Raw genomic sequence first — 19,860 nt, 5'->3', positions numbered from 1 at the left:
TTATGGGTTTTTCTGTCCACTTAAATGTTCAACTTAAATTTTACAATCTACCAAAAATAAAAACCCTTCCAAAAATGGTAGTATCTCCCCACAAAGGAATGCTAGAATGAGGGTGATAATCATTATAAGGGAGGGATATCAATGGCAAAGGCAAACGTTGTGTCTTTTCGGCGAACCGGCAAAAGTATCTTTTTTGCCCTGCTATACGGATTGCTTTCGGCAATCGCCATTAATGATTTCTTAAACGTTACTAATTCATATTCAGTCGGGGTACTTGGTGCTGCCCAGCTGATTCATGCCTTAAACGGTCATTTGAGTATGAGCTTACTTATGACCCTATTTAACGTACCGCTATTTATTTTTGCCTGGCGGGTGTTTGGGTTTCGTTACATTCTATTTTCGGGATTAGCGGCCCTAGCGAATATCGTCTTCTTAGGAATTATTCCGCCCATGGTCCTCGTTAAAGACCCCCTGACCAACACCATTATTGGGTCGGCAATGATCGGGTTAAGTGTTGGTTGGTGTTTTAACAACGGTTTTACAACCGGTGGTACGGATATTATCGTAACGTATTGTCAGCGTCGTTTTCACAAGAACGTCGGTTTCTTTGCCAATACGGTTAACGGCTTAATTGCCCTCCTGACGTTAATCTTCTTCGGTCCGGGCCGGATTATTTACACCATTATCGGGATGTTAACGGTCAACGGCTTGATGGACTATGCCTTTGCTTCCCAGACTGATGTGATGGTAGTCATCTTTACTAAACGGGCGGATAAGCTGATTAAGCAGCTCCGTAAGTTTACCCATGGTGCTACTGTTCTTCGTGGTGAGGGAGCTTACACGGGAAAGCCAACGGACGTCATCATGGTGGTTACTCCCCGGGGGCAGTTCACCTTTTTACGTGATTTAGTCAAGGCGGTGGATGCCAACGCCTTCATGAGTATTCAAAAGTCAGATGTCGAGCAAGGAGAATATACGCATTATTCGCTTTAGCTTTCAGTACTTTCAATAGCAAAAGGGGAGCGGGAGCGAAGTCGTTTACGACTTCGCTCCCGCTCCCCTTTATTTATATGGATTGTGAAAGACTGATAGCCAGCCCCGTGACGTGATTGTTTACTAACGGCCCGTCTCAGTACTAATTAGAGGTTGTCACCCTTTTCGTATTGGAAGAGTGAGTTTTGTAGTGAGTCATTAATCATTTCATGGATGATTTGCTTGGACATCTCGGTAATGTGGTCAGCCGTCTTAATGTTGGAGTTGGTGAGGAATTCAGTTAATTCTTCACCGTCATAAGCATCGGCCTTGGCATCGGTAGCGGCGATACGACCGAGTCCATAGGAGAGAACCTGTCCACGGTAGGTATTAATCTTATTGATGAATTGGTGGTAACGTGGTTCCGTAATTACTTGCATTAACTTGTACATCCAGTAAGCACTGTCTGGTGAGTAGTTCTTACCGGCAACCTTGTAGTTAGCAGGAGTGTCGTTAGCGTTAGCAAAGAATGGAACGTACGGACTGAAGGCGTGGAAACCAAGGTTAACCCATTGAATGGCCGCGTACTTGGCTGGTACGTCATTTCTGATCTGAAGAACGCTGGAGTTTTGGTTCCGGTCTAATGCCAGTGGCCGGAAGAGCTTCCGTTCCCGCTCGTCACCACTAGCGTACGTACCCATTGGGTCGTACTTCGTCTCTTGATAGTGACTGCTCAAGAAGTTTTGGACATCTTGGACGCTCATCAGGTGGTCAGGACGCTGGCAGAATGGAATGTGTGCGCTCGTTGGGTCCTGCTTAACGGATGGTGTGAACATCTTTTGCCCGTACCAAGCCCGTGGGAAGTTGTAGTAGGCGTCTCCTTCGTCGTGGGTCCCGAAGATTTCCCGGTAGTTAAAGTGACCCGGGTCCGGGTTGAGGTGGTACTTGTCGACAAAGTCCCGAATGCCTGGTGCGTACATGAAGTTGTCCGGGTCATCAAAGTCAACTTCTTGGATGCAGGCAATATTTGGTGCGATGGCGTAGCAGTCATCAGGAATCCGCATGGCAACCCATTGGTGACCACCTTCCATTTCCATGTACCAGACCTCGTCCTTGTCGGCGAAGGCCATCCCGTTGGATTCACCGGTCCCGTACTTTTCAATCATCTTTCCGAGCATTTGAACCCCTTCCCGGGCATTCTTGATGAATGGCAGTACAAGGTAAACCATACATTCTTCATCGAGACCATTTGGAACGAGGGGATCGTAGGCGAGTACCCGTTCATTTGTCGTTTCGGTTTGGCAACCAGTCATTGAAACGTTGTATTCGTTAATCCCCTGTTGGTCCCAGCGACCGTAGCCTTTTACACCAACGGCACATGAGGTAAAGCGACAACCCTGGCCGTGTAAGTCACATTCAAAGCCGTTGTAGTCGGAAACATAGTGTTCGCCATCATAGTTTTTGGCAGGGAAAACGCGGTAAGTAATCGGGTTAATACCGTTGTACCAGTCTTCGTCCCGGGCTACCATTGTCGAGCCATCGACACTGGCCTTCTTACCGACTAAAATTCCTGTACATGCATTAATAAATGGCTTCATAACTAACAACCTCCTTAGCGAGTAAGTGAAAAATAATACAAACCACCACATCTCCACTGTAATAGTTATTAGCAAATTTGTAAAGCGCTTTCTTTATTGTAATTACGGCTTTTTTATAAAAATTTTATTAGGAGTGCGGGGAAACGAGGAAGGTCCTCACGAAACTTACTTTTCGGTATAAAAAGGCCGCAAGCAGTCGGGCTTACCGAATGCTTGCGGCCTTTTGGATACTGTGCTGTTAACTTTTAACCTACCTAACGATTAACTTAGTAGTTTAACCGAATTTGCAGTGAACCGGTCTCGACCATGTCACCAAGGGTCTTCATCGCTTGGTCATAAGCGGCGTTTGCCGTTTGCTCGTTAGCCTTTTGAAGTTGATCGGTTAATTCCTTACCGGATAGTTTAGCTGCTTGTTGGTCAGTCTCAATGAGGACGTGGCGGCCAGCAGCCGTGGTCTTTTGCTTGAGCGCTTCGATTAAGTAGTTGTAACGCTTGGGGTGGTCATCGGCGATCGTCGTGATCGTGTGTGTTAACCAGTACATGTTACGAATATCAAACTTAGGCTTAGTATCCCGGTATTGGGCTGGGGTATCGAGTACGTTGGTGTAGAATGGTGCGATCCCGTTAAAGGCGTTTGGCCCAAATGCTAGCCAGCAAATGCCGGCGATTTCAGCCGGAACATCATTCCGGATTTGCAAGATATGGACTTCCTGGTTCCGCTGGAAGCCAATTGGCCGGAAGGCGTGTTGTTCGGCGTCGGTGCCTCGGTCGCTGTATGGGTCATAAGGGGTGTGCTGGTAACGGGAACTTAAGGCGTACTTGACGTCTTCAATCGTTAGCCGGTGTTCAGGCTTCTTAGCAAATGGTAGTTCAGGGTTATCTGGTTGTTCCTCGTCGCTTGGGTTAAAGAGCTTTTGAACGTACCACTGCCGTGGAATATTGTAGTCGTAGTCGGAGTCGGCATGACTACCGAAAATGTGCCGCAGGTTGTAGTGGCTATCGCCGTCGATATTAAGGTGGTAAGTGTCAATCATGTCTTGAAGATCGGCAGAGGCCAGGGTATCGGCAGAAGCAAAATCAAAGTCGGTGATACTGAACCAGTTTGGCGCTACTACATAGGAATCGTCGGGAACCCGTTGAGCAGCCCAGTGGTGGCCCCCAATGGTTTCCATGTACCAGATTTCATCCTTATCGGAGAAGATTACCCCGTTGGATTCATATGTTCCGTACTTTTCAAGGTACTTACCCAGTAGTTCGACCCCTTCCTTGGCGGAGTGAATGTAAGGGAGGACGATGGTAATGAAGTCTTCTTCACCAATCCCGGCCTTTACCATTGGGTCAACCCCCAGTACCCGCGAGTTAGTCGTACTGGTTTCGGTTGCGGACACGGCAACGTTGGCCGCGTTAATTCCGGCCTCACCCCAAATGCCCATTTCCTTTTCCTTGGCTGGTAATTCGGGAACTGCGGTATAGCGCTGCGGGTCGCTTGGTAATTCGACCTGGCACTTGGAAGTAACGGAGCGGTATTCCTTTGGTTGCTTATCAGGAGTAACAACGATAAACCGCTTGGGATTGAAGGCGTGGAAGTAGTCTTCGTTCCGGGCGATCATGGTGGAACCGTCAGCAGTAGCACCTTTTCCCACTAAAATAGTTGTACATGGCATAACACAAAAACCTCCTTAAAAAAGTTACACCTTCATTCTAGTTCAAAGAAAGGGCTTTCTCAAATCGTACTTAAGCGGTGGAACATAAAAAGGCGGGGACGTGACATAAATCCCTCTATATAGATCAAAAGCGAATAACGCGGTACACAAATGGGGCCCAGAGCCCGGCAAAGCCGAACTCTGGACCCCTATTTGTGCTCGCGGGGGTGGCAGATAGCCTAGCTACGTGTCGTGAAGACGAAGTCGTAACCGACTTCTGTCACACTCCCACCAATGGTACTCGTGAAAGTTTAGTTGTAAACGGTCCACGCTTCGCTCTTATTAAAAATGTTATTTGTTATTAGCATCCGGGTTGGTGATCTTAATCCGGTTAGAATCAGTCGATGAGTGGTTTTGTTCAGGAGCATCGGTACTATAGTCATCGACGGTTGACCGGTTATTATTCTCACTGAAGATACTAGTCGACTTATTCCCCTTCTTCTTTTCGATCCGTTCGGCCCGCTTGAGCCCATTCGAATAGTTGTAGTCCGCTGGGTTAACCGGCTTAAAGCCCTTAGGATGATAGAAGCGCAAGAGGTTCTTCTCGTTTAAGGAGTCCGAAAGGCTTAGTTCTTTTTGTACAAATTCCTGTTCCTTCTTTAACCGTTTCTTTTGCTGCCGCGTTAACTTGGCCACCTTACCGGTCCGGTTGTCATAAGTTGTCCCGCTAAGGGTGGTGAAGTGTGGTGTAACAAAGTCCTGGTTACGAAAGGCGACCACCTGGTTGTGCTGCTTGGAGAAGAGGTCGGTCCCGAATTGGATGTACCGTTTCGTGCTAATCCCTAGCAAGTGGAGTAGGGTTGGCAAGACGTCGACCTCACCGCCATAGGTATGCAGAATCTTACCGTGGCCACCGGCATTCGGGATCACGAACATTAACGGCACCCGCTGTAGTTGGGCGTTATCGAAGTCCGTCCAGTTATCGGCATTTCTACCGAGGACGCTTGCCAGTGAGGTGTTTTCACTATTTGAAATACCATAGTGGTCACCGTAAATCATGATAATGGAGTGGTCATACACCCCACTCTTCTTGAGGTAGTTGAAGAATTCTTGCAACGACTGGTCAAGGTAGTGGGCGGTAACGAAGTAGTTATCGACGGTGGTATCACCAGTATTAGTAGTTTGGAAGTTTGGATCCTTATCCTCGTCGTCGAGGTCAAACGGGAAGTGGTTGGTTACCGTTATGAACTTCGCGTAGAAGGGTTGCTGAAGAGTCTGCAGGTACTTAACCGAATCCTTGAATAGTAACTTATCTTTTAGACCATAGCCCGTTGACTTATCACCGGACGTATCGTAGTAACTGGCATCAAAGAAGTACTGGTAACCGAGGTTCTTGTAAACATTGTTTCGGTTCCAGAAACTAGCGACGTTACCGTGGAAGACAGCACTGGTGTAACCAGCCCGCTGGTTAAGGATTGCCGGCGCCCCCTGGAAGGTGTTATCGCTCCCCAGGGTAGCAAATAGTGACCCTTGGGGAAGACCAAAGGTGCTAGTTTCGAGCATGTTTTCGGCGTCACTAGTTTTTCCTTGGCCAACCTGGTGGAAGAAGTTGTCAAAGGCGTAAGTATCATTGCTGTGGTACAACGAGTTAAGGAAGGGTGTTACTTCCTGGTCGTTGATCTTCTTATCGATCAGGAACTGTTGGAAACTCTCCAGGTGAATAATAATAACGTTACGGCCTTTAGCAATCCCAAACATCTGGGGATCAGGCTTGGCGTAGTGCTTGTCAGTAAACTTCTTGACCCGCGTTAATTCAGACTTAGTCGCACTTTGCCGCATTTCATGGATATGCTGGGACTTGACCAGGTCATAGCCGGTGAAGGTGTCGATTCCCAGGTACTTGACGATGTAGTTCCGGTCAAAGGTCCGCCCGAGTAGTTGGGGACGGTCCATTTCGGCAAAGGAAAGGTTGACCCCAAACAAGACGAGTGACATGGAAGTGAAGGCAAAGGCCAATCGGCTGCCGACAGCCCGTTTGTCAAAGTGGATCACCCGGCAGAGCATCAGGATGACGATGATGACGATGTCTAACCAGTAGAAGACATCGTGAACGTTTGTCAAGGCGAGCGAGCTCCCGCTGAGTCCTTGGTTAACCTTAGAGTAACCGGTCATTGTTGCAATCGTCATGAAGTCCGTAAACTCACGGAAGTAAATGACGTTTAGGTAGAGCAGGAGCGTATTGGCAATGTCTAACCCCATGATGACCGGGTAGAAGAAGCGGGCCCGCTTGAAATAAAATGCAATACTATAGATTAAAGCGGTGGTGGCTAGCGGGTTGAATACTAGGATTAAGTATTGAAAAAGGCCACTGGCACCGAGCTTAAAATCCGTGAAGTAAGCAAATAAGGTTTTAAACCAAAAAAGGACCACTAGTAGGGTAAAGAAACCGATCCTAGTGTCCACAAATTTGCTTAATTTTTTCATTAGGAATGTTCCTCGCAATCGATCATTAAGTGATTAATTTTAGTAAATCAGAATTATTTTATCACAGATTACGTTCGAACATTATTTTCGCCATAATCATTGCGAAAATTTAATTGTTTGCCTGAACCGGGATCGGCGTTGGAGCAGTCAACCAGTCATAGCGAAAGAGCCGCTTTAACTGCCGGTTAACCGGAATCCAAATGCCGGCCTTTAAAATATCCTTTAATGAGGCCAGCATTGTTTGATCCTGCTGGTAGGTCTTGGAGAGGGGAATTCGTAATGTTTGGCCGTCTTCTGTAACGACCTTCACGGTGCGACCAGAGACCGCCACGATCTTGGCCGCCACAATTTCGGGATGACTTGTATCTTTAAGTGTCATATTCATTCCTTCTATGCTTCTTAGTCTACGGTGAAAATATGAACAAAGTGTGTTTAAAAGACTAAGTCCCCCCTAAGTTAGGGAACTGGGTTTCTGGTCTTGTAAGCGGTACAATATAGGTATAGTTGAGCAGTGGAGGCTAAAACATGACAAAATTAAACTTATATTTGGTCCGGCACGGCCAGACCTACTTCAACATTTATAATAAGCTCCAGGGGTGGAGTAACTCACCGTTGACGGATAAGGGCAAGGCAAATGCCGTGGCAGCAGGTGAACGATTGAAAAATGTTCACTTTGCAGCGGCCTTTTGCTCGGATACGACCCGGGCGATGGAGACCATCCAAAAGATTCTCGACCTCAATACGGCCGACTCGGTCAAGACGCCGGTGACGTCACCGTATTTCCGGGAGGAATTCTATGGCTCTTATGAAGGAACCAATATGGATATTGCCTGGTATAATGCCGGGGCGCCCCATGGCTTTAAGAACTTCCACGACATTGTTACCGCCCATTCGATCGGTACGGCCAAGGACTGGCTCAAGGAGGCTGATCCTTTCCATGATGCTGAAAATAATCAGGAATACTGGAAACGGGTCGACCAGGGAATCGCGTTAATTCGGCAGGCAGGGTTACCGGATGATAGTAACGTTTTGTGGGTTAGCCATGGTAACACTCTCTTGAGCCTAGTCGAACGCTTTGGACATGGTAAATATGACGTGACGGTTCGCCCGGCCAACGGGAGCCTGACCCAGATGCTACTGACGGATGATGACATTAAGATTGTTTCTTATAATAAATAGTAAAAGGGGAACGAGTAGTGATGAGACCGCTACTCGTCCCCTTTTGCGTTATAATAGGAACAGTTTGCTTTAAGGAAGTAGTTTATTAATGTCAAAATTTAAGCGGCACACGAAGCACGAAATGGCTGTTTGGGAACAGACCCAGGCCAAGGAACTAGCGAAGATTCGGGCTTCACAACGGCATTTGATTTATAATGTGGCCGCCTACCTACTTATTTCCGTGTTGGAGTACTGGTTGGCGGCAATTAGTAAGTCACAAACATTACGGGCGGATGCCTTTAATAATCTTTCGGGAATTATCTCAACGGTGCTCTTGATGTTGGGACTCCATATTGCCCAGGATGTTGATGACGATGATATTATCGGTGCCCGGCTCCCCCAGGGAAACTACCAGGCACACATGGGATCTGACCAACGGGTTCAATTTGTCCGCTGGCGGTACGAAACCATCTTTTCGTTAGTTACCGCGGTGGTGATGATCGCCATTGCCCTCAGCGTTATTATCGATGGGATCAAGGCCCTATTGAATCCGGCTAGCCGGGTAGTTCCCCAACCGGTTGCCATCGTTGGTGCCGGAATTGCCTCAGTAATTATGCTGGTTGTCTGGTACATGAACCGGCGAACTGGTCGGAAGCTGCAAAATGCGGCATTGCTGGCCTCAGCCCAGGATAGTCTCAGCGATGCCTTTACCAGTATTGGAACAATGGTTGCCATTGCCGGGGCCCTCTTGTTTGACCTCGCATGGCTTGATGGGGTTACCAGTATCATCGTGGGCTTTTTCATCCTCTACTCGGGACTAAAGATCTTCTTTGAGAGTAGTTTGAACTTAACCGACTACTTTGACCCGCAGGCGGAAAAGGAATATGGGGATGCCATCCGGGAGGTGCCCAAGGTCCGGCGAGTGGTGGAACTAAAGGCCCACTATAACGGTAACGTGGTAACGCTGGATGCTACCGTAATGGTAAACAGTAAGATGACGATCCTGGAGAGCTTCCAGTTATCAGAACGGATTGAGCAAATGCTCCGGGAGCAGTTCAGTATTATTGATGCTGACATTTCCTTCATTCCCGACCCGAAGACCTTTAAAGATAAGGATGTTAAGGGCCGAATTTAGAAGATATAAAAGATGCTCTGTACATTGAGTCCTCAATGTACAGAGCATCTTTTATATTACTTGTTTACCCGCTTTAACCCGATCCCGGTAAAACCACTGAGGATGGAGAAAACAGGTGAGAAGAGGCTAAAGAAGACAAATGGTAGGAAGTGCAAGACGGGGCCCCCTAACGTAGAGGCCGCAAAGGATCCGGCCACACCCCAGGGGATCAGGTAGTTAATCACGCTTCCCCCATCTTCCAGGACCCGGCTTAGTGCCAATGGTGCTAACCCAATCCGTGTGAAGGCTGGCTTAAATGCCTTTCCGGGGAGAATTACGGAGAGGTATTGTTCACCGACAAAGAGGTTGATCCCGATTCCGGCCAGGATCGTGGTGGTGACCAGTGCACCAGGCCGACGAAGGTGTTTAACCAGTGGTGCCATGGCTGACTGAACGATGTTGAACTTCATCAGGATACCACCTAATGAAAGGGTGACGATGATTAAGGAAACCGTTGCCATCATACTGGTGATCCCCCCACGTGATAATAGGGCATTGACGGTGGTATCACTGGTGTGAGCGACAAAGCCCTCACTAATCAGGTCCGTTAATGACTTGAGTGATTCGTGTGGCTCGTTGAAAAAGATCATTACGACCGAGACAAGGATGTTAATGAAGAGGGTGGGAATGGCTGGAATGTGGCGCCAGGCACAGATGAACATCAGGGCAATTGGTAAGGCGGCCCACCAGCTAATGGCAAAGTGCTGGGTCAAAACACTAGTGGTGTGGGCGATTCGCTGTGAACTGTTAGCCGACCCGGCAGTACCGAGTAGCCAAAAGAGAATTAGGGAGACAACGAAGGACGGAATCGTGGACCACATCATGTTTTTAATGTGGGCGAAAAGGTCACTACCGGCAATCGCCGAGGCTAGGTTAGTCGAATCAGAGAGTGGCGACATCTTATCACCAAAGACGGCCCCGGAAATGATCGCCCCCGCAACCAGGGCTGGATTAATGTTCATCGCCATCCCCATTCCAAAGAGGGCAATCCCGATTGTCGAGATCGTGGTAAAACCACTACCGATGGCCACCCCCACAATTGAGCAGACAATAAAGGTCGAGGGGACAAAAAAGTGACTGGAGATTAACCGGAAACCGACGACCATGATGGTGGGAATAATTCCGGCCTGGATCCAGACCGCAATCAGGGCTCCGATCAGGATAAAGATAAAGATCGGGATGATGGCCGTCGAAATTCCTTCCGTGATCCCTTGGTGGACGTCCTCCCAGGAGGCCCCCCGTATCCGGGCCCAGAAGATTAACAGGGCAATGGTAAAGAGAACCGGTATCTGGGGAGAGAGGCCGAAATGAATCACGGCCGTCCCTAAGATTACCAGCATGACCACTAGAATCGTGACTGCTTCAGTGAAACTAACTTTTTTCATTACTAATTCCTCCCTAAACAAAAAACGTCCCGTTGAATTTAATCAACGGGACGATTATTTAAACCGCGGTACCACCCAGGTTGTGGAAGCCTCCACACTCTTATCAGGTGGTAACGGCACTGATCATGGCCGAACAACTGTGGACTCGTGATAATTCAGTCCCACCGCCTGACCGGTTCGCACATAACCACCGGCTCTCTGACGCCCAGCGAAGGGATCTACTGAAACGATAATTGTTGAAACTATGATAGCTAATTCATTTTTCTTTGTCAAACCGTCTTTTAATCCTTGCTAGCCCAGCGGTGGGTAAAGAGCAGGTTTAACAAGACGGCCGAAATACTGGTAACCACGATTCCGTTACCGAGAATGATTTGGGCTTCGGTTGGCAGGTGTTGGAAGAGTTGGGGATACATTGTGATTCCTAGGCCCAGGCCAATTGAGACCGACGCGGTCAACAGGTTGGCATTTTTCGAAAAGTCAACCTTGTGGAGGATTTGCACCCCTTGGACACCGACCATACCGAACATTACGATCATGGCACCACCCAGGACTGGTTCGGGGATGATTGTTGCGAGTGCCCCCACCTTGGGGAGCAGGCCCAGTCCGAGGAGAAGGAAGGCGGCGTAGTAAACGGGACGCCGGGTCTTAACACCCGACATTTTAAGGACCCCGACGTTTTCGGAGAAGGTTGAGTAGGGGAAGGTGTTGAAGAGACCACCAAGAATAGCGGCAATTCCTTCTGCCCGGTAACCCCGTTTTAAGTCGTTAGTCGTTAGTTGCCGGCCGGTCAGATCACTGAGGGCAAAGAAGACCCCGGTTGATTCGATCATGGTGGTGAGGGAGACCAACATCATGGTAACCATTGCGGAAAGGTTAAAGTGGGGAACCCCAAAGAAGAATAGCTGGGGCGTGTGGAACCAGGCGGCCTGGTGAACCGGGCTTAGTGAGACTTGACCGAGTCCGCCCGCGATCAAGGAGGCGACGAGGATACCGATCAGGATGGCGATGGATTTCATAAAGCCGCGGGCAAAGGCGGAAATCACCAGGATAATGGCGATAGTTAAAAAGCCGACGATAAGGTTAATGGGGGCACCGAACGAAGCGGCGGTAGCGGTCCCGCCGCCCAGGTCTTGGAAGCCCACCGGAACCAGTGTAAAACCGATAATCGTGATTAAGGAGCCGGTGACAACTGGTGGGAAGAAACGCTTGAGACGGGCAAAGAAGCCGGCAATCAGGAAGACAAAGATCCCGGCCGCGATAATGGCCCCGTACATGTAGGTAATTCCTAACTTACCACCGATAGATTCGAGTGGGGTAACGGCTTGGACAGCGCATCCTAAGACAACTGGTAACCCGATCCCGGTTAGTGGAGTTTGCTTTAACTGTAAGAGGGTTGCCACCCCGCACATGAAAATGTCAATTGAAACCAAGTAGGTCATCTGGAGACTGGAAAAGTGCAGGTAGTGGCCAATCAACAGGGGGACCAGGATATCCCCCGAGTACATGGCCAGTAGGTGTTGGAAACCTAAGATGAGGTTTTGCCATTCACCAGCAAAGCGGTGGAGGGCTAAAGAACGACGAGCAGTGGTTGAAGTTACTTGCTTCACAAATAATTCCTCCTTGAGTAACTAATGAAGTCAAATAACAGCCTAAAAAAGGGACTGCAGACAAGAGTCGCAGTCCCGGATTTACTAATAAGTCTGGTGCTTATAGTCCAAAGTTTAAGGCTCTGGGTAGAAACTGCCGACCATATCACGGCATTATATAGGCTATCGATTTGAACAATTAAAAGTATCCTAACACCACCCGGAGGTCCTTGGCAAGTCATTACTTCCACCAGCGCCGGTTGATGAGAAAGATCACGCAGGCCACCATTAAGACAATCGTAATTACAATGGTGATCAACCAGGAGTAGTCCCAGTTGGCAAGGGGAAGCTTCACGTTTTCACCGTAAAAGCCACCGACGATGGTCGGGATTGACAAAACGATCGAGTAGATGGTGAGGTACTTCATCGTTTGGTTTAGGTCACTGTCAAGGACCTTACTGTAGGCGTTAGACACCCGCTCGGAAACATCTGAAGTCATCTGGGCCATTTCTAGTCCCTGCTGGGCTTCGACAATGACATCATCCAGATCGTTGCTTTGCCGGGTGGACATCTTATTGGCAAAGCGGCGTTTAAATTCTTCTAGCAGTGAGACGTTTCCCTTCAGGGAGGTCAAAATGTAGACCAGGCCGGTTTCAATCTCCATAAATTCCGTAATCGCCTTTCGGCCGGTCCGCTTTTGCAAATTTTGCTGGATTTGCTGCCGCTGTTGGTCGACCCGCCGAAGCGGACCAAAGTAGTTGGTGGAGAGCCGGTAGAGGACCGGGAAGACCAGGTCTAATTTATCGGTAATGGGGCCCCGCCTTTGGAGAATCCGTAACTGGTTAGCGATAATCCCATTGACGAAGTTAGTCTTAGCGTTGGTGAAGGTGATGATGTTGTTAGTGGTTAGCATAATACCAATTGGGGCCGTCTGGGGGGCCGTTACGGCATGGGTCGGAACATAGACGTCAAAGATTAACAGGGTGACACCAGCGTCGGGGTCAACTTCTACCCGGGCCTTTTCGTAGGGGTCAATTGCGTAGTCTAAGAGTTCTTGTGTGACCTCATATTTTTCGATTAGGGCTGCTCGTTCACGCGGCAGGGGTTCAAAAACGCTGATCCATAAGCTGTGTTCATTGATCTTTTCGGTACTAAGCACACCATTCACCACCTAAAAAGTCTTATAATAATATTCAACGCTATAAAAGTACAAAAGTAAAGCGCCACCGCCCAATCATTTCCCGGGAAATATTAAATTAAAAGAGGAGACTAAATGGAAGCACCCGTTCGTTGGAAAATTGAAGAAGTCTTACCGGCCAAGCAACCATCGCTAAGTTTACGGGCCTTGCTACACCAGCAGTGGTTACTGCCCAACCGCTATATCCACTATTTGCGCCGGCGCCAGCACGTGCTGGTCAATGGGCAATACCGTTACGTTAATGAGTTAGTACGGGCGGGAGAACAGATTACGTTACTCTTTAACGGTGACGAGTTTCGTAATCCGGCCGCTAACCAGTATGTTCCAACTGCCGATCCCCACCTAGCAATCCTGTTTGAAAACCGCGATTTACTGGTGGTTAATAAGCCCCGCGGTCAAAAGAGCCATCCTAACTATCGCGGAGAACCGGGAACATTGATGAATGATGTTGCTGGCTACCTCGCTGGTAGCAATGCCGGGGCCTTTATGATTCACCGCCTTGACCAGGAGACGAGCGGGGCGATGATTGTTGCTAAGAACCCGGTGGTGGTGCCCGTCTTAAACCGCCTAATTAGTGATGGTGAAATCCACCGTCAATATTTAGCCGTGGTCAATGGGACGTTTACTGGCACCGGAAGTTTGGACTGGCCGATCGGTAAGGATGAAAATGACCTTCGGAAATACCGGGTTGCTGGCCAAAATGCCAAGCCCGCCCGAACCTTTTACCGGGTGCTTGCGACTAACGGTGACCGGACATTGGTACGGCTTAAGTTAGCCACGGGCCGGACCCACCAACTCCGGGTGCACCTGGCCCATAGTGGTCACCCCATTGTCGGCGACCCGCTTTATGGGAAAGGTGATGGGCAAGGGCCAATGCTACTCCACGGGATTGCGCAACAGCTGGTCCTCCCCTTTTCGTTTACCCGAATAAAAGTTCAGGCACCTTTACCACCCTATTTTCAGAATTATCTGTTAAAATACAAATTAGAATAGATAAAAAATTTCACCAAAGGGAGGACATCAATTGTCACTTTTAGAAAAGTTATATGGGCCCTTCTTTGACCCACATAACTGGGCAACGGTCATTACTTCAGGTCAGGACTGGCTGATCATTTTATCCCTAGTCTTGATTGAGTGCCTGTTGTCTGTTGATAACGCGGTGGTGTTGGCCGCCCAGACCCGGGTATTGCCAACACTGAAGGAACAAGAAGAGTCTCTTTTTTATGGTATCTGGGGTTCTTATATTTTCCGCTTTTTAATTATCGGTATTGGTACTTACCTAATTCACTTCTGGGAAATTAAGGTAATTGGGGCGGCTTACTTAGTGTACTTGGTTTACCGCTTCTTCCATAACCGCTATTCCGGTAATAAGAAAAAGCAACGGACCGTCCACACGGGTGCTAAAAGGCTGACTGGCCGGAAGCAATTCTGGGCGGTAGTGGCCCAAATTGAGTTTATGGATATTATCTTCTCGGTTGACTCCGTATTGGCCTCGCTGGCAATCTCATCTAACCCGGTGATCGTGCTGATCGGTGGGATGATTGGGATCGCCTGCATGCGGGGGGTTGCCGAGATAATCATGAAACTCATGCGGCGGATTCCTGAATTGGAACCGATGGCCTATGCGTTAATCTTTGTGATTGCCTTTAAGCTCTTCTTGACAATTCCGGCAATTGATATTAAGATCCCTTCGCAAATTTTCGGCCTCTTTATGTTACTGGCGTTTGCGATCACAATTATTGTGCATTTCATTCGGCGGAACGAGAATAAGAAAGAGAAGGAGAAAAAAACGGATGGCGATTGAAGTAACTAGTGAAAATTTTGACCAGGCGACTACTGGCCCACTAACGGTGGTGGACTTTTGGGCACCCTGGTGTGGTCCTTGTAAGATGATGGCTCCGGTAATGACTAAGCTGGAAGACCAATTTGGTGACCGGATCAAGTTTGTCAAAATGAACGTGGATGGTAACCAAGAAATTGCCCAGCGCTATAAGGTAATGAGCATCCCTTCGCTGGTCCTTTTCCGGGATGGTAAGGCGGTCGAAAAGGTAACGGGTGTGTACCCAGAAGTCAAGCTCGCCCACTATTTTAACCGGAAGTTAGCAGAAGAATAGTCGATAGTATCAAAGTAAAAGCCTGACGAAGAATCCTGTCAATTCTCGTCAGGCTTTTTATTATTGATTATCAAAATTTGGCTGGTAGTGCCGGTACAACCAAAGGGCGAGGAGGAAGGTTAAGAGGTCAGACACCGGCTGTGCCGCCAGGATCCCGGTATAGCCAAACAGGGTGTGTAACACAAAGATGACGACGACAAAGATCAGCCCCTGCCGGCAAAAGGATAGCCAGAATGCGGGAACGGCCTTACCCATTGACTGGAACATGGTGGTAAACACCAGGATAATTCCGGCGAGGGTTGCCGATGAGCTGAGCCAGCGAATCATCTTAGTCCCCTCGTGGATAACGGTTGGGTCATTCATGAAGAGACGGATCAAGACGGGCGCTAGGGCGATCAGGATAACGGTGGCAATCAGCGAGAAACCCGCAACGACCAGGAGGTCAAAGTGGATGGTTTCGCGAAAGCGTCGTTGGTCCCGCGCACCGTAGTTATAACCGATTAATGGCTGGGCCCCAAAGGCGAGTCCCGCCACGATCATGTTGGTTACCAGGCTGATTTTAAGGGCGATTCCCATGGCCGCAACGCTAGCGGCGCCATAATCGATTAGGTAACGGTTAGTCAATGCCGTAGCAAAGGTGGCCATCAGGTTGGTGATCGAGGCCGGAATCCCAATGGCATAAATTTCCCACTGGAGGTGGCGACTGATCTTAGTTTCCCGAATGGACGTCGTTAGTTTCTTACTCCGGTAACGGGTATAGTAAACCATGATCACATCACTAATCACGGTTGAGGTAACGGTTGCCAGGGCGGAACCGGCCGCTCCCCAGCCACAGGTGAAAATAAAGATGGGGTTCAAGATGATGTTGATCCCGGTCCCCGTCATACTGGCGATCATGGACTGCACCGCCAGGCCTTCTGTCCGTAAAATGTTGGTCGGAGTGAGCCCAAAAATCACGAAGGGAGCACCCCAGGCCATTACCAGATAGTATTCCCGGGCGTACTTCCAGGTACTGGCTGAAGCACCGAGTAGGTGGAGAAAGGGCGTTTGAAAAAGCAGCATGGCGATGGTAACGATGATTCCGCAGAGGATCGACACGTAGAAACAATAACCACTGACAAAGCGACCGGTCCGGTCCTGGTGCTCACCGAAAAGGCGGGAAATCACCGAACTGCCACCCAAGCCAAAAATATCACCAAGGGCGATCATCATTGTAAAGAGGGGCGCCCCTTGTGAAACCCCGGCGACCAGGTCCGGGTTCTGGGTTTTCGAAACGAAAAAGGTATCGACCATGTTATAAACGAGGGTAACGGTCATGCTTAAGACGACCGGCATGGCCAGGGTAAAATAGGCCTTTTTAATTGAGGTATTTTCAAATAAGTCGTTCATTTTCTTCACTCCAATAGTGATTATTTTACGAGCGCCCGCAAGGAAAAGCAAAGGCCATTTTTAATACTGAAGGGGGCTTCACGACGCGTCGCTAGGCTACCTGCCACCCCGCGAACACAAATAGACCTCAAGCGTTCGGTTTTCCGAATACTTGAGGTCATTTGTGTACTACGTTGTTGGCGACGGACTTTACGTCAAGGTCCCTTTAATACAAAAGGTTAATCTTCAAAGAAGCGGTATAGGTCCTTACCGGTTAACTTTTCCTTATCCGGCCCGGAAAAGTCGGCCTTGATTTGACCGTCCTTCAATACGATCAGGCGGTTACCGTACGTTAGGGCGTCCTCAAGATGGTGGGTGATCATCAAGGCCGTGAGGTGGTCTTGGGTAATCCGCTCGTTAGTGGCGTGAAGGAGGTTCAGACTGGTATGCGGATCCAGTGCCGCGGTATGTTCATCCAGTAATAAAATATCGGGCCGCTTCAGGGTCGCCATTAAAAAGCTGAGTGCCTGTCGCTGACCACCGGACAGGGCCCCAGTAGCGGTCGTCATTCGGTCTTCTAGGCCGTTATTCATTGTGGCCGCTAACTTAGTAAAACGGGCCAGATTGGGCTTGAGCCGGCGGGGAACCAGGTGGCGTCGTTCACCACGTTTGGTGGCCAACAACATGTTTTCAGCCACCGTCATCCGGGGGGCGGTCCCTAGCTTGGGGTCCTGGAATACCCGCGCAAGGAAGGTTGTTCGCTGTTCTTCCGATGTCCGGGTAATATCTGCGCCGTTATGCAAAATTGTCCCTTCATCGGCATGGAGGTTACCGGCAATGACGTTGAAAAGGGTGGACTTACCGGCACCGTTAGTCCCCACGATGGTAATAAAGTCACCGTCGTTGATTTTGAGGTTAATCCCCTTGAGGATGGTGGTTTCATTGGCCGTCCCCTTATTGACCACGGTCTTAACATCTCGTAGTTCTAAAATTGGTTTACTCATGCGGACGAACTCCTTTCAAAATGGGCCGTTTAATTTGAAGTTGCTGTTCAAGCTGTGGAATCATCATGCAGATTGCCAAAACGATCGACGAAATCAGGTTAAGGTCGTTTGCTGAGAAGCCGAGTTGGAGGACGGCAAGCAGGATGATCCGGTAGATGATACTACCGAGGGTAACGGCCACTAAACGTTGGTTTAAGGTTAGTTCACCGAAGGCCACTTCCCCAATGATAATGGAGGCCAGGGCAATAACGATGGTCCCAATCCCCATATTGATGTCGGCATAACCGTTGTTTTGAGCAATCAGGGCACCACAGAGACCAACCATCCCGTTGGAAACCATGAGGCCGACGATTACCATCTTATCGGTGTGGATTCCTAGTGATTTGGCCATCGTGGCGTTATCACCAGTGGCAATGAAGGCCTGCCCGTAGTCGGTAGCAAGGAAGAGCACCATTAGCACGGTCACGATTGCGATGACGATAATCCCCATTACCACGCTGTCAAAATATTGGGGAAGACTAGTCATGAACCGCCCACTAAAGAGGGTCGGTTTGCCGAGTAGGGAAATGTTGGACTTCCCCATGATCCGGAGGTTAACGGAGTAAATGGCGGTCATGGTTAAAATCCCGGCAAGCAAACTCGGAATTTTCCCCTTCGTGTAGAGGAGACCGGTAATTAGGCCGGCAATCATTCCGGCGAGGATCGCCAAAAGGGTTGCAACGAGTGGGTCAACACCACGCGAGATGGCAGTAACGGCCGTTGCGGCCCCTAGTGGGAATGTTCCTTCAACGGTCATGTCACAAAAATCAAGGATTCGGAAAGTAAGGTAGAGGCCGAGACCCAGGAGTGCCCATAATAGTCCCTGCCCGATTGCTGATACCATAAGATTCATTGATAAATCGCTCCTTTCGTTTTGGCTTCATGTTCAAACCTTGCCGGGACGTGTAGTCCTAATTTGCGGGCCTGTTTAAGGTTCAAGACGGGGTCACCGTGTCGAACATATTCGATTGGCATGTTGGCTGGCTTTTTACCCTTCAAAATAGCAACGGTCATCTTAGCTCCCCGGACCCCTAGTTGGTACTGGTTAACGCTGTAGGTAGCGACACCGCCCTGCTTAACCATTGTGGCTGCAGCAGGGAAGACCGGCTTTTGAGCGGCGTTGGTATTTTTGACCAGAGTTTGCATGGCCCCGGCGATTGTGTTATCAGTCGGTACCACCACGGCATCGACTTGCTGGAGCATCTGCTCAGAAACCTGGTTGAGGTCGTTGCTGTTAGCGATGGAGTACGCCTTGAGGTTGATCCCCATTCGCCGGCATTCACGTTTGATCTGGTGGTAACCCGCTACGGCTGAAGCATCACTAGATGTGTAGATGACGCCAAGTGTTCTTAAGTGGGGTAAGAATTCCTTGACCAGGGTGAGCTGTTCCTTGATCGGTGCCTGGTCGGAAATTCCACTGATGTTACCACCAGGATGACGGTTATCTTTAACCAGGCCGGCACTTTTGGGATCGGTAACGGCCCCTAAGACAATTGGTGTCTTAGTAGTCGAATTAGCGACCGCCTGGGCCGCCGGAGTCGTAATGCCAAAGATCACGTTGCAGTTATCATTGACGAGTTTCCCCGCCATTGTCTTGAGGTTACTCTGGTCACCATTGGCATTTTGGTATTCAATTTTGATATTTTTACCATTATGATAACCTTCGCGCCCTAGCTCATCGATGTAACCTCGGTAGATCTGATCCAGCGCGGGGTGGTGCATCAAGGTTAGCACCCCGACTTTCGGGGTTCGCTGCCTGATGATCTGCCCGCCACTTTCTGTAAAGAATGCTACTCCTAGGAAGGCCACTAACAAGGCGATCAGGGTATACATTCGCTTCATAATTTGTCACACCTTTCTAAAATAAAAAGGGAGTCCACATACCTGGACTCCCATCTTGGATGGCAAAATAAAAGTCCGCATGTGGATCCATGCGGACTGAATGAATGTCAAAATCAGCCGGCACAGATGCAATCTGTCTCTTCAGGTTGCATCCATGACGAATCAACCTGAACCTACCGGCTTTGCCAACGATTAATACGGTTGTTGAACTGATTTTGCTTCATTGAACTTGCTCCCTTAACATTAATTGCCTTTTAGTATAGCTAAGCACCCCGGCAGTGTCAATAGTGGAAGT

General features: G+C 49.0%; 17 protein-coding genes and 1 riboswitch. Of the genes, 6 read left to right on the top strand and 11 right to left on the bottom strand.

The window, feature by feature from the left end; translation table 11 throughout:
* Positions 1 to 141 precede the first annotated feature (141 nt).
* Positions 142 to 993, top strand: a complete 852-nt coding sequence (locus tag ACI31H_RS02610; protein ID WP_439770442.1) for a YitT family protein — start codon at positions 142 to 144, stop codon at positions 991 to 993.
* 146 nt (positions 994 to 1,139) lie between these two features.
* On the opposite strand, the gene ACI31H_RS02605 is transcribed toward ACI31H_RS02610, so the two are convergent.
* From ACI31H_RS02605 to ACI31H_RS02590, 4 genes are all read right to left on the bottom strand, one after another.
* Positions 1,140 to 2,570: a C69 family dipeptidase gene (locus ACI31H_RS02605; RefSeq protein ID WP_439770441.1), complete on the bottom strand. Its 1,431-nt coding sequence runs from the start codon at positions 2,568 to 2,570 to the stop codon at positions 1,140 to 1,142.
* A gap of 266 nt (positions 2,571 to 2,836) precedes the next feature.
* Positions 2,837 to 4,234: a C69 family dipeptidase gene (locus ACI31H_RS02600; RefSeq protein WP_439770440.1), complete on the bottom strand. Its 1,398-nt coding sequence runs from the start codon at positions 4,232 to 4,234 to the stop codon at positions 2,837 to 2,839.
* 330 nt (positions 4,235 to 4,564) lie between these two features.
* Positions 4,565 to 6,697: an LTA synthase family protein gene (locus ACI31H_RS02595; RefSeq protein WP_439770439.1), complete on the bottom strand. Its 2,133-nt coding sequence runs from the start codon at positions 6,695 to 6,697 to the stop codon at positions 4,565 to 4,567.
* A 109-nt stretch (positions 6,698 to 6,806) separates the two neighbouring features.
* Positions 6,807 to 7,076 carry a hypothetical protein gene (locus ACI31H_RS02590; protein ID WP_439770438.1) on the bottom strand — a complete coding sequence of 90 codons (270 nt, stop codon included), beginning with the start codon at positions 7,074 to 7,076 and terminating at the stop codon, positions 6,807 to 6,809.
* A gap of 146 nt (positions 7,077 to 7,222) precedes the next feature.
* On the opposite strand from ACI31H_RS02590, the gene ACI31H_RS02585 reads away from it, so the two are divergent.
* Both ACI31H_RS02585 and ACI31H_RS02580 read left to right on the top strand, forming a co-directional pair.
* Complete coding sequence (locus ACI31H_RS02585) at positions 7,223 to 7,876, top strand: histidine phosphatase family protein (protein ID WP_439770437.1); 654 nt, start codon at positions 7,223 to 7,225, stop codon at positions 7,874 to 7,876.
* A gap of 88 nt (positions 7,877 to 7,964) precedes the next feature.
* Positions 7,965 to 8,990, top strand: coding sequence for a cation diffusion facilitator family transporter (locus ACI31H_RS02580; protein WP_439770436.1), 1,026 nt, complete (start codon positions 7,965 to 7,967; stop codon positions 8,988 to 8,990).
* A gap of 56 nt (positions 8,991 to 9,046) precedes the next feature.
* Here the strand turns inward: ACI31H_RS02580 and nhaC are convergent, their stop codons facing one another.
* From nhaC to ACI31H_RS02565, 3 genes are all read right to left on the bottom strand, one after another.
* Positions 9,047 to 10,414, bottom strand: a complete 1,368-nt coding sequence (gene nhaC, locus ACI31H_RS02575) for a Na+/H+ antiporter NhaC (RefSeq protein WP_439770435.1) — start codon at positions 10,412 to 10,414, stop codon at positions 9,047 to 9,049.
* 281 nt (positions 10,415 to 10,695) lie between these two features.
* Entirely contained in the window at positions 10,696 to 12,021 is a 1,326-nt protein-coding gene (locus ACI31H_RS02570; protein WP_439770434.1) for a nucleobase:cation symporter-2 family protein, read from the bottom strand.
* An 83-nt stretch (positions 12,022 to 12,104) separates the two neighbouring features.
* Positions 12,105 to 12,202, bottom strand: a riboswitch (purine riboswitch).
* 39 nt (positions 12,203 to 12,241) lie between these two features.
* Positions 12,242 to 13,159 carry a magnesium transporter CorA family protein gene (locus ACI31H_RS02565; RefSeq protein ID WP_439770433.1) on the bottom strand — a complete coding sequence of 306 codons (918 nt, stop codon included), beginning with the start codon at positions 13,157 to 13,159 and terminating at the stop codon, positions 12,242 to 12,244.
* Positions 13,160 to 13,273: 114 nt separating this feature from the next.
* On the opposite strand from ACI31H_RS02565, the gene ACI31H_RS02560 reads away from it, so the two are divergent.
* From ACI31H_RS02560 to trxA, 3 genes are read left to right on the top strand one after another with little or no spacing between them, the layout of a single operon-like run.
* Positions 13,274 to 14,191 carry an RluA family pseudouridine synthase gene (locus tag ACI31H_RS02560; RefSeq protein WP_439770432.1) on the top strand — a complete coding sequence of 306 codons (918 nt, stop codon included), beginning with the start codon at positions 13,274 to 13,276 and terminating at the stop codon, positions 14,189 to 14,191.
* 31 nt (positions 14,192 to 14,222) lie between these two features.
* On the top strand, positions 14,223 to 15,002 hold the full coding sequence (locus ACI31H_RS02555; protein ID WP_439770431.1) for a TerC family protein: 780 nt from the start codon (positions 14,223 to 14,225) through the stop codon (positions 15,000 to 15,002).
* Positions 14,992 to 15,312 carry a thioredoxin gene (gene trxA, locus ACI31H_RS02550; protein WP_439770430.1) on the top strand — a complete coding sequence of 107 codons (321 nt, stop codon included), beginning with the start codon at positions 14,992 to 14,994 and terminating at the stop codon, positions 15,310 to 15,312. Before ACI31H_RS02555 ends, trxA begins: the two co-directional genes overlap by 11 nt.
* Positions 15,313 to 15,372: 60 nt before the next feature.
* Here trxA and ACI31H_RS02545 read toward each other — a convergent pair whose 3' ends face one another.
* From ACI31H_RS02545 to trpX, 4 genes are all read right to left on the bottom strand, one after another.
* Positions 15,373 to 16,701, bottom strand: coding sequence for an MATE family efflux transporter (locus ACI31H_RS02545; RefSeq protein WP_439770429.1), 1,329 nt, complete (start codon positions 16,699 to 16,701; stop codon positions 15,373 to 15,375).
* Positions 16,702 to 16,919: 218 nt separating this feature from the next.
* Positions 16,920 to 17,684 (bottom strand): ABC transporter ATP-binding protein, encoded by a 765-nt coding sequence (locus ACI31H_RS02540; protein ID WP_439770428.1) that lies wholly within the window; start codon positions 17,682 to 17,684, stop codon positions 16,920 to 16,922.
* Positions 17,677 to 18,576: an ABC transporter permease gene (locus ACI31H_RS02535; protein WP_439770427.1), complete on the bottom strand. Its 900-nt coding sequence runs from the start codon at positions 18,574 to 18,576 to the stop codon at positions 17,677 to 17,679. Before ACI31H_RS02535 ends, ACI31H_RS02540 begins: the two co-directional genes overlap by 8 nt.
* Positions 18,573 to 19,565, bottom strand: coding sequence for a tryptophan ABC transporter substrate-binding protein (trpX, locus tag ACI31H_RS02530; RefSeq protein WP_439770426.1), 993 nt, complete (start codon positions 19,563 to 19,565; stop codon positions 18,573 to 18,575). Before trpX ends, ACI31H_RS02535 begins: the two co-directional genes overlap by 4 nt.
* Positions 19,566 to 19,860: the final 295 nt, after the last annotated feature.

Source organism: Limosilactobacillus sp., assembly GCF_051873035.1.
In the GTDB taxonomy this organism is placed as follows: Bacteria; Bacillota; Bacilli; order Lactobacillales; family Lactobacillaceae; genus Limosilactobacillus.
This window is presented reverse-complemented; position numbering and strand designations above follow the sequence as displayed.

Coding starts and splice junctions, on each gene's coding strand:
- ACI31H_RS02610 (WP_439770442.1), top strand. CDS start 142: ATGGCAAAGGCAAACGTTGTGTCTTTTCGGCGAACCGGCAAAAGTATC.
- ACI31H_RS02605 (WP_439770441.1), bottom strand. CDS start 2,570: ATGAAGCCATTTATTAATGCATGTACAGGAATTTTAGTCGGTAAGAAG.
- ACI31H_RS02600 (WP_439770440.1), bottom strand. CDS start 4,234: ATGCCATGTACAACTATTTTAGTGGGAAAAGGTGCTACTGCTGACGGT.
- ACI31H_RS02595 (WP_439770439.1), bottom strand. CDS start 6,697: ATGAAAAAATTAAGCAAATTTGTGGACACTAGGATCGGTTTCTTTACC.
- ACI31H_RS02590 (WP_439770438.1), bottom strand. CDS start 7,076: ATGACACTTAAAGATACAAGTCATCCCGAAATTGTGGCGGCCAAGATC.
- ACI31H_RS02585 (WP_439770437.1), top strand. CDS start 7,223: ATGACAAAATTAAACTTATATTTGGTCCGGCACGGCCAGACCTACTTC.
- ACI31H_RS02580 (WP_439770436.1), top strand. CDS start 7,965: ATGTCAAAATTTAAGCGGCACACGAAGCACGAAATGGCTGTTTGGGAA.
- nhaC (WP_439770435.1), bottom strand. CDS start 10,414: ATGAAAAAAGTTAGTTTCACTGAAGCAGTCACGATTCTAGTGGTCATG.
- ACI31H_RS02560 (WP_439770432.1), top strand. CDS start 13,274: ATGGAAGCACCCGTTCGTTGGAAAATTGAAGAAGTCTTACCGGCCAAG.
- trxA (WP_439770430.1), top strand. CDS start 14,992: ATGGCGATTGAAGTAACTAGTGAAAATTTTGACCAGGCGACTACTGGC.
- ACI31H_RS02545 (WP_439770429.1), bottom strand. CDS start 16,701: ATGAACGACTTATTTGAAAATACCTCAATTAAAAAGGCCTATTTTACC.
- ACI31H_RS02540 (WP_439770428.1), bottom strand. CDS start 17,684: ATGAGTAAACCAATTTTAGAACTACGAGATGTTAAGACCGTGGTCAAT.
- ACI31H_RS02535 (WP_439770427.1), bottom strand. CDS start 18,576: ATGAATCTTATGGTATCAGCAATCGGGCAGGGACTATTATGGGCACTC.
- trpX (WP_439770426.1), bottom strand. CDS start 19,565: ATGAAGCGAATGTATACCCTGATCGCCTTGTTAGTGGCCTTCCTAGGA.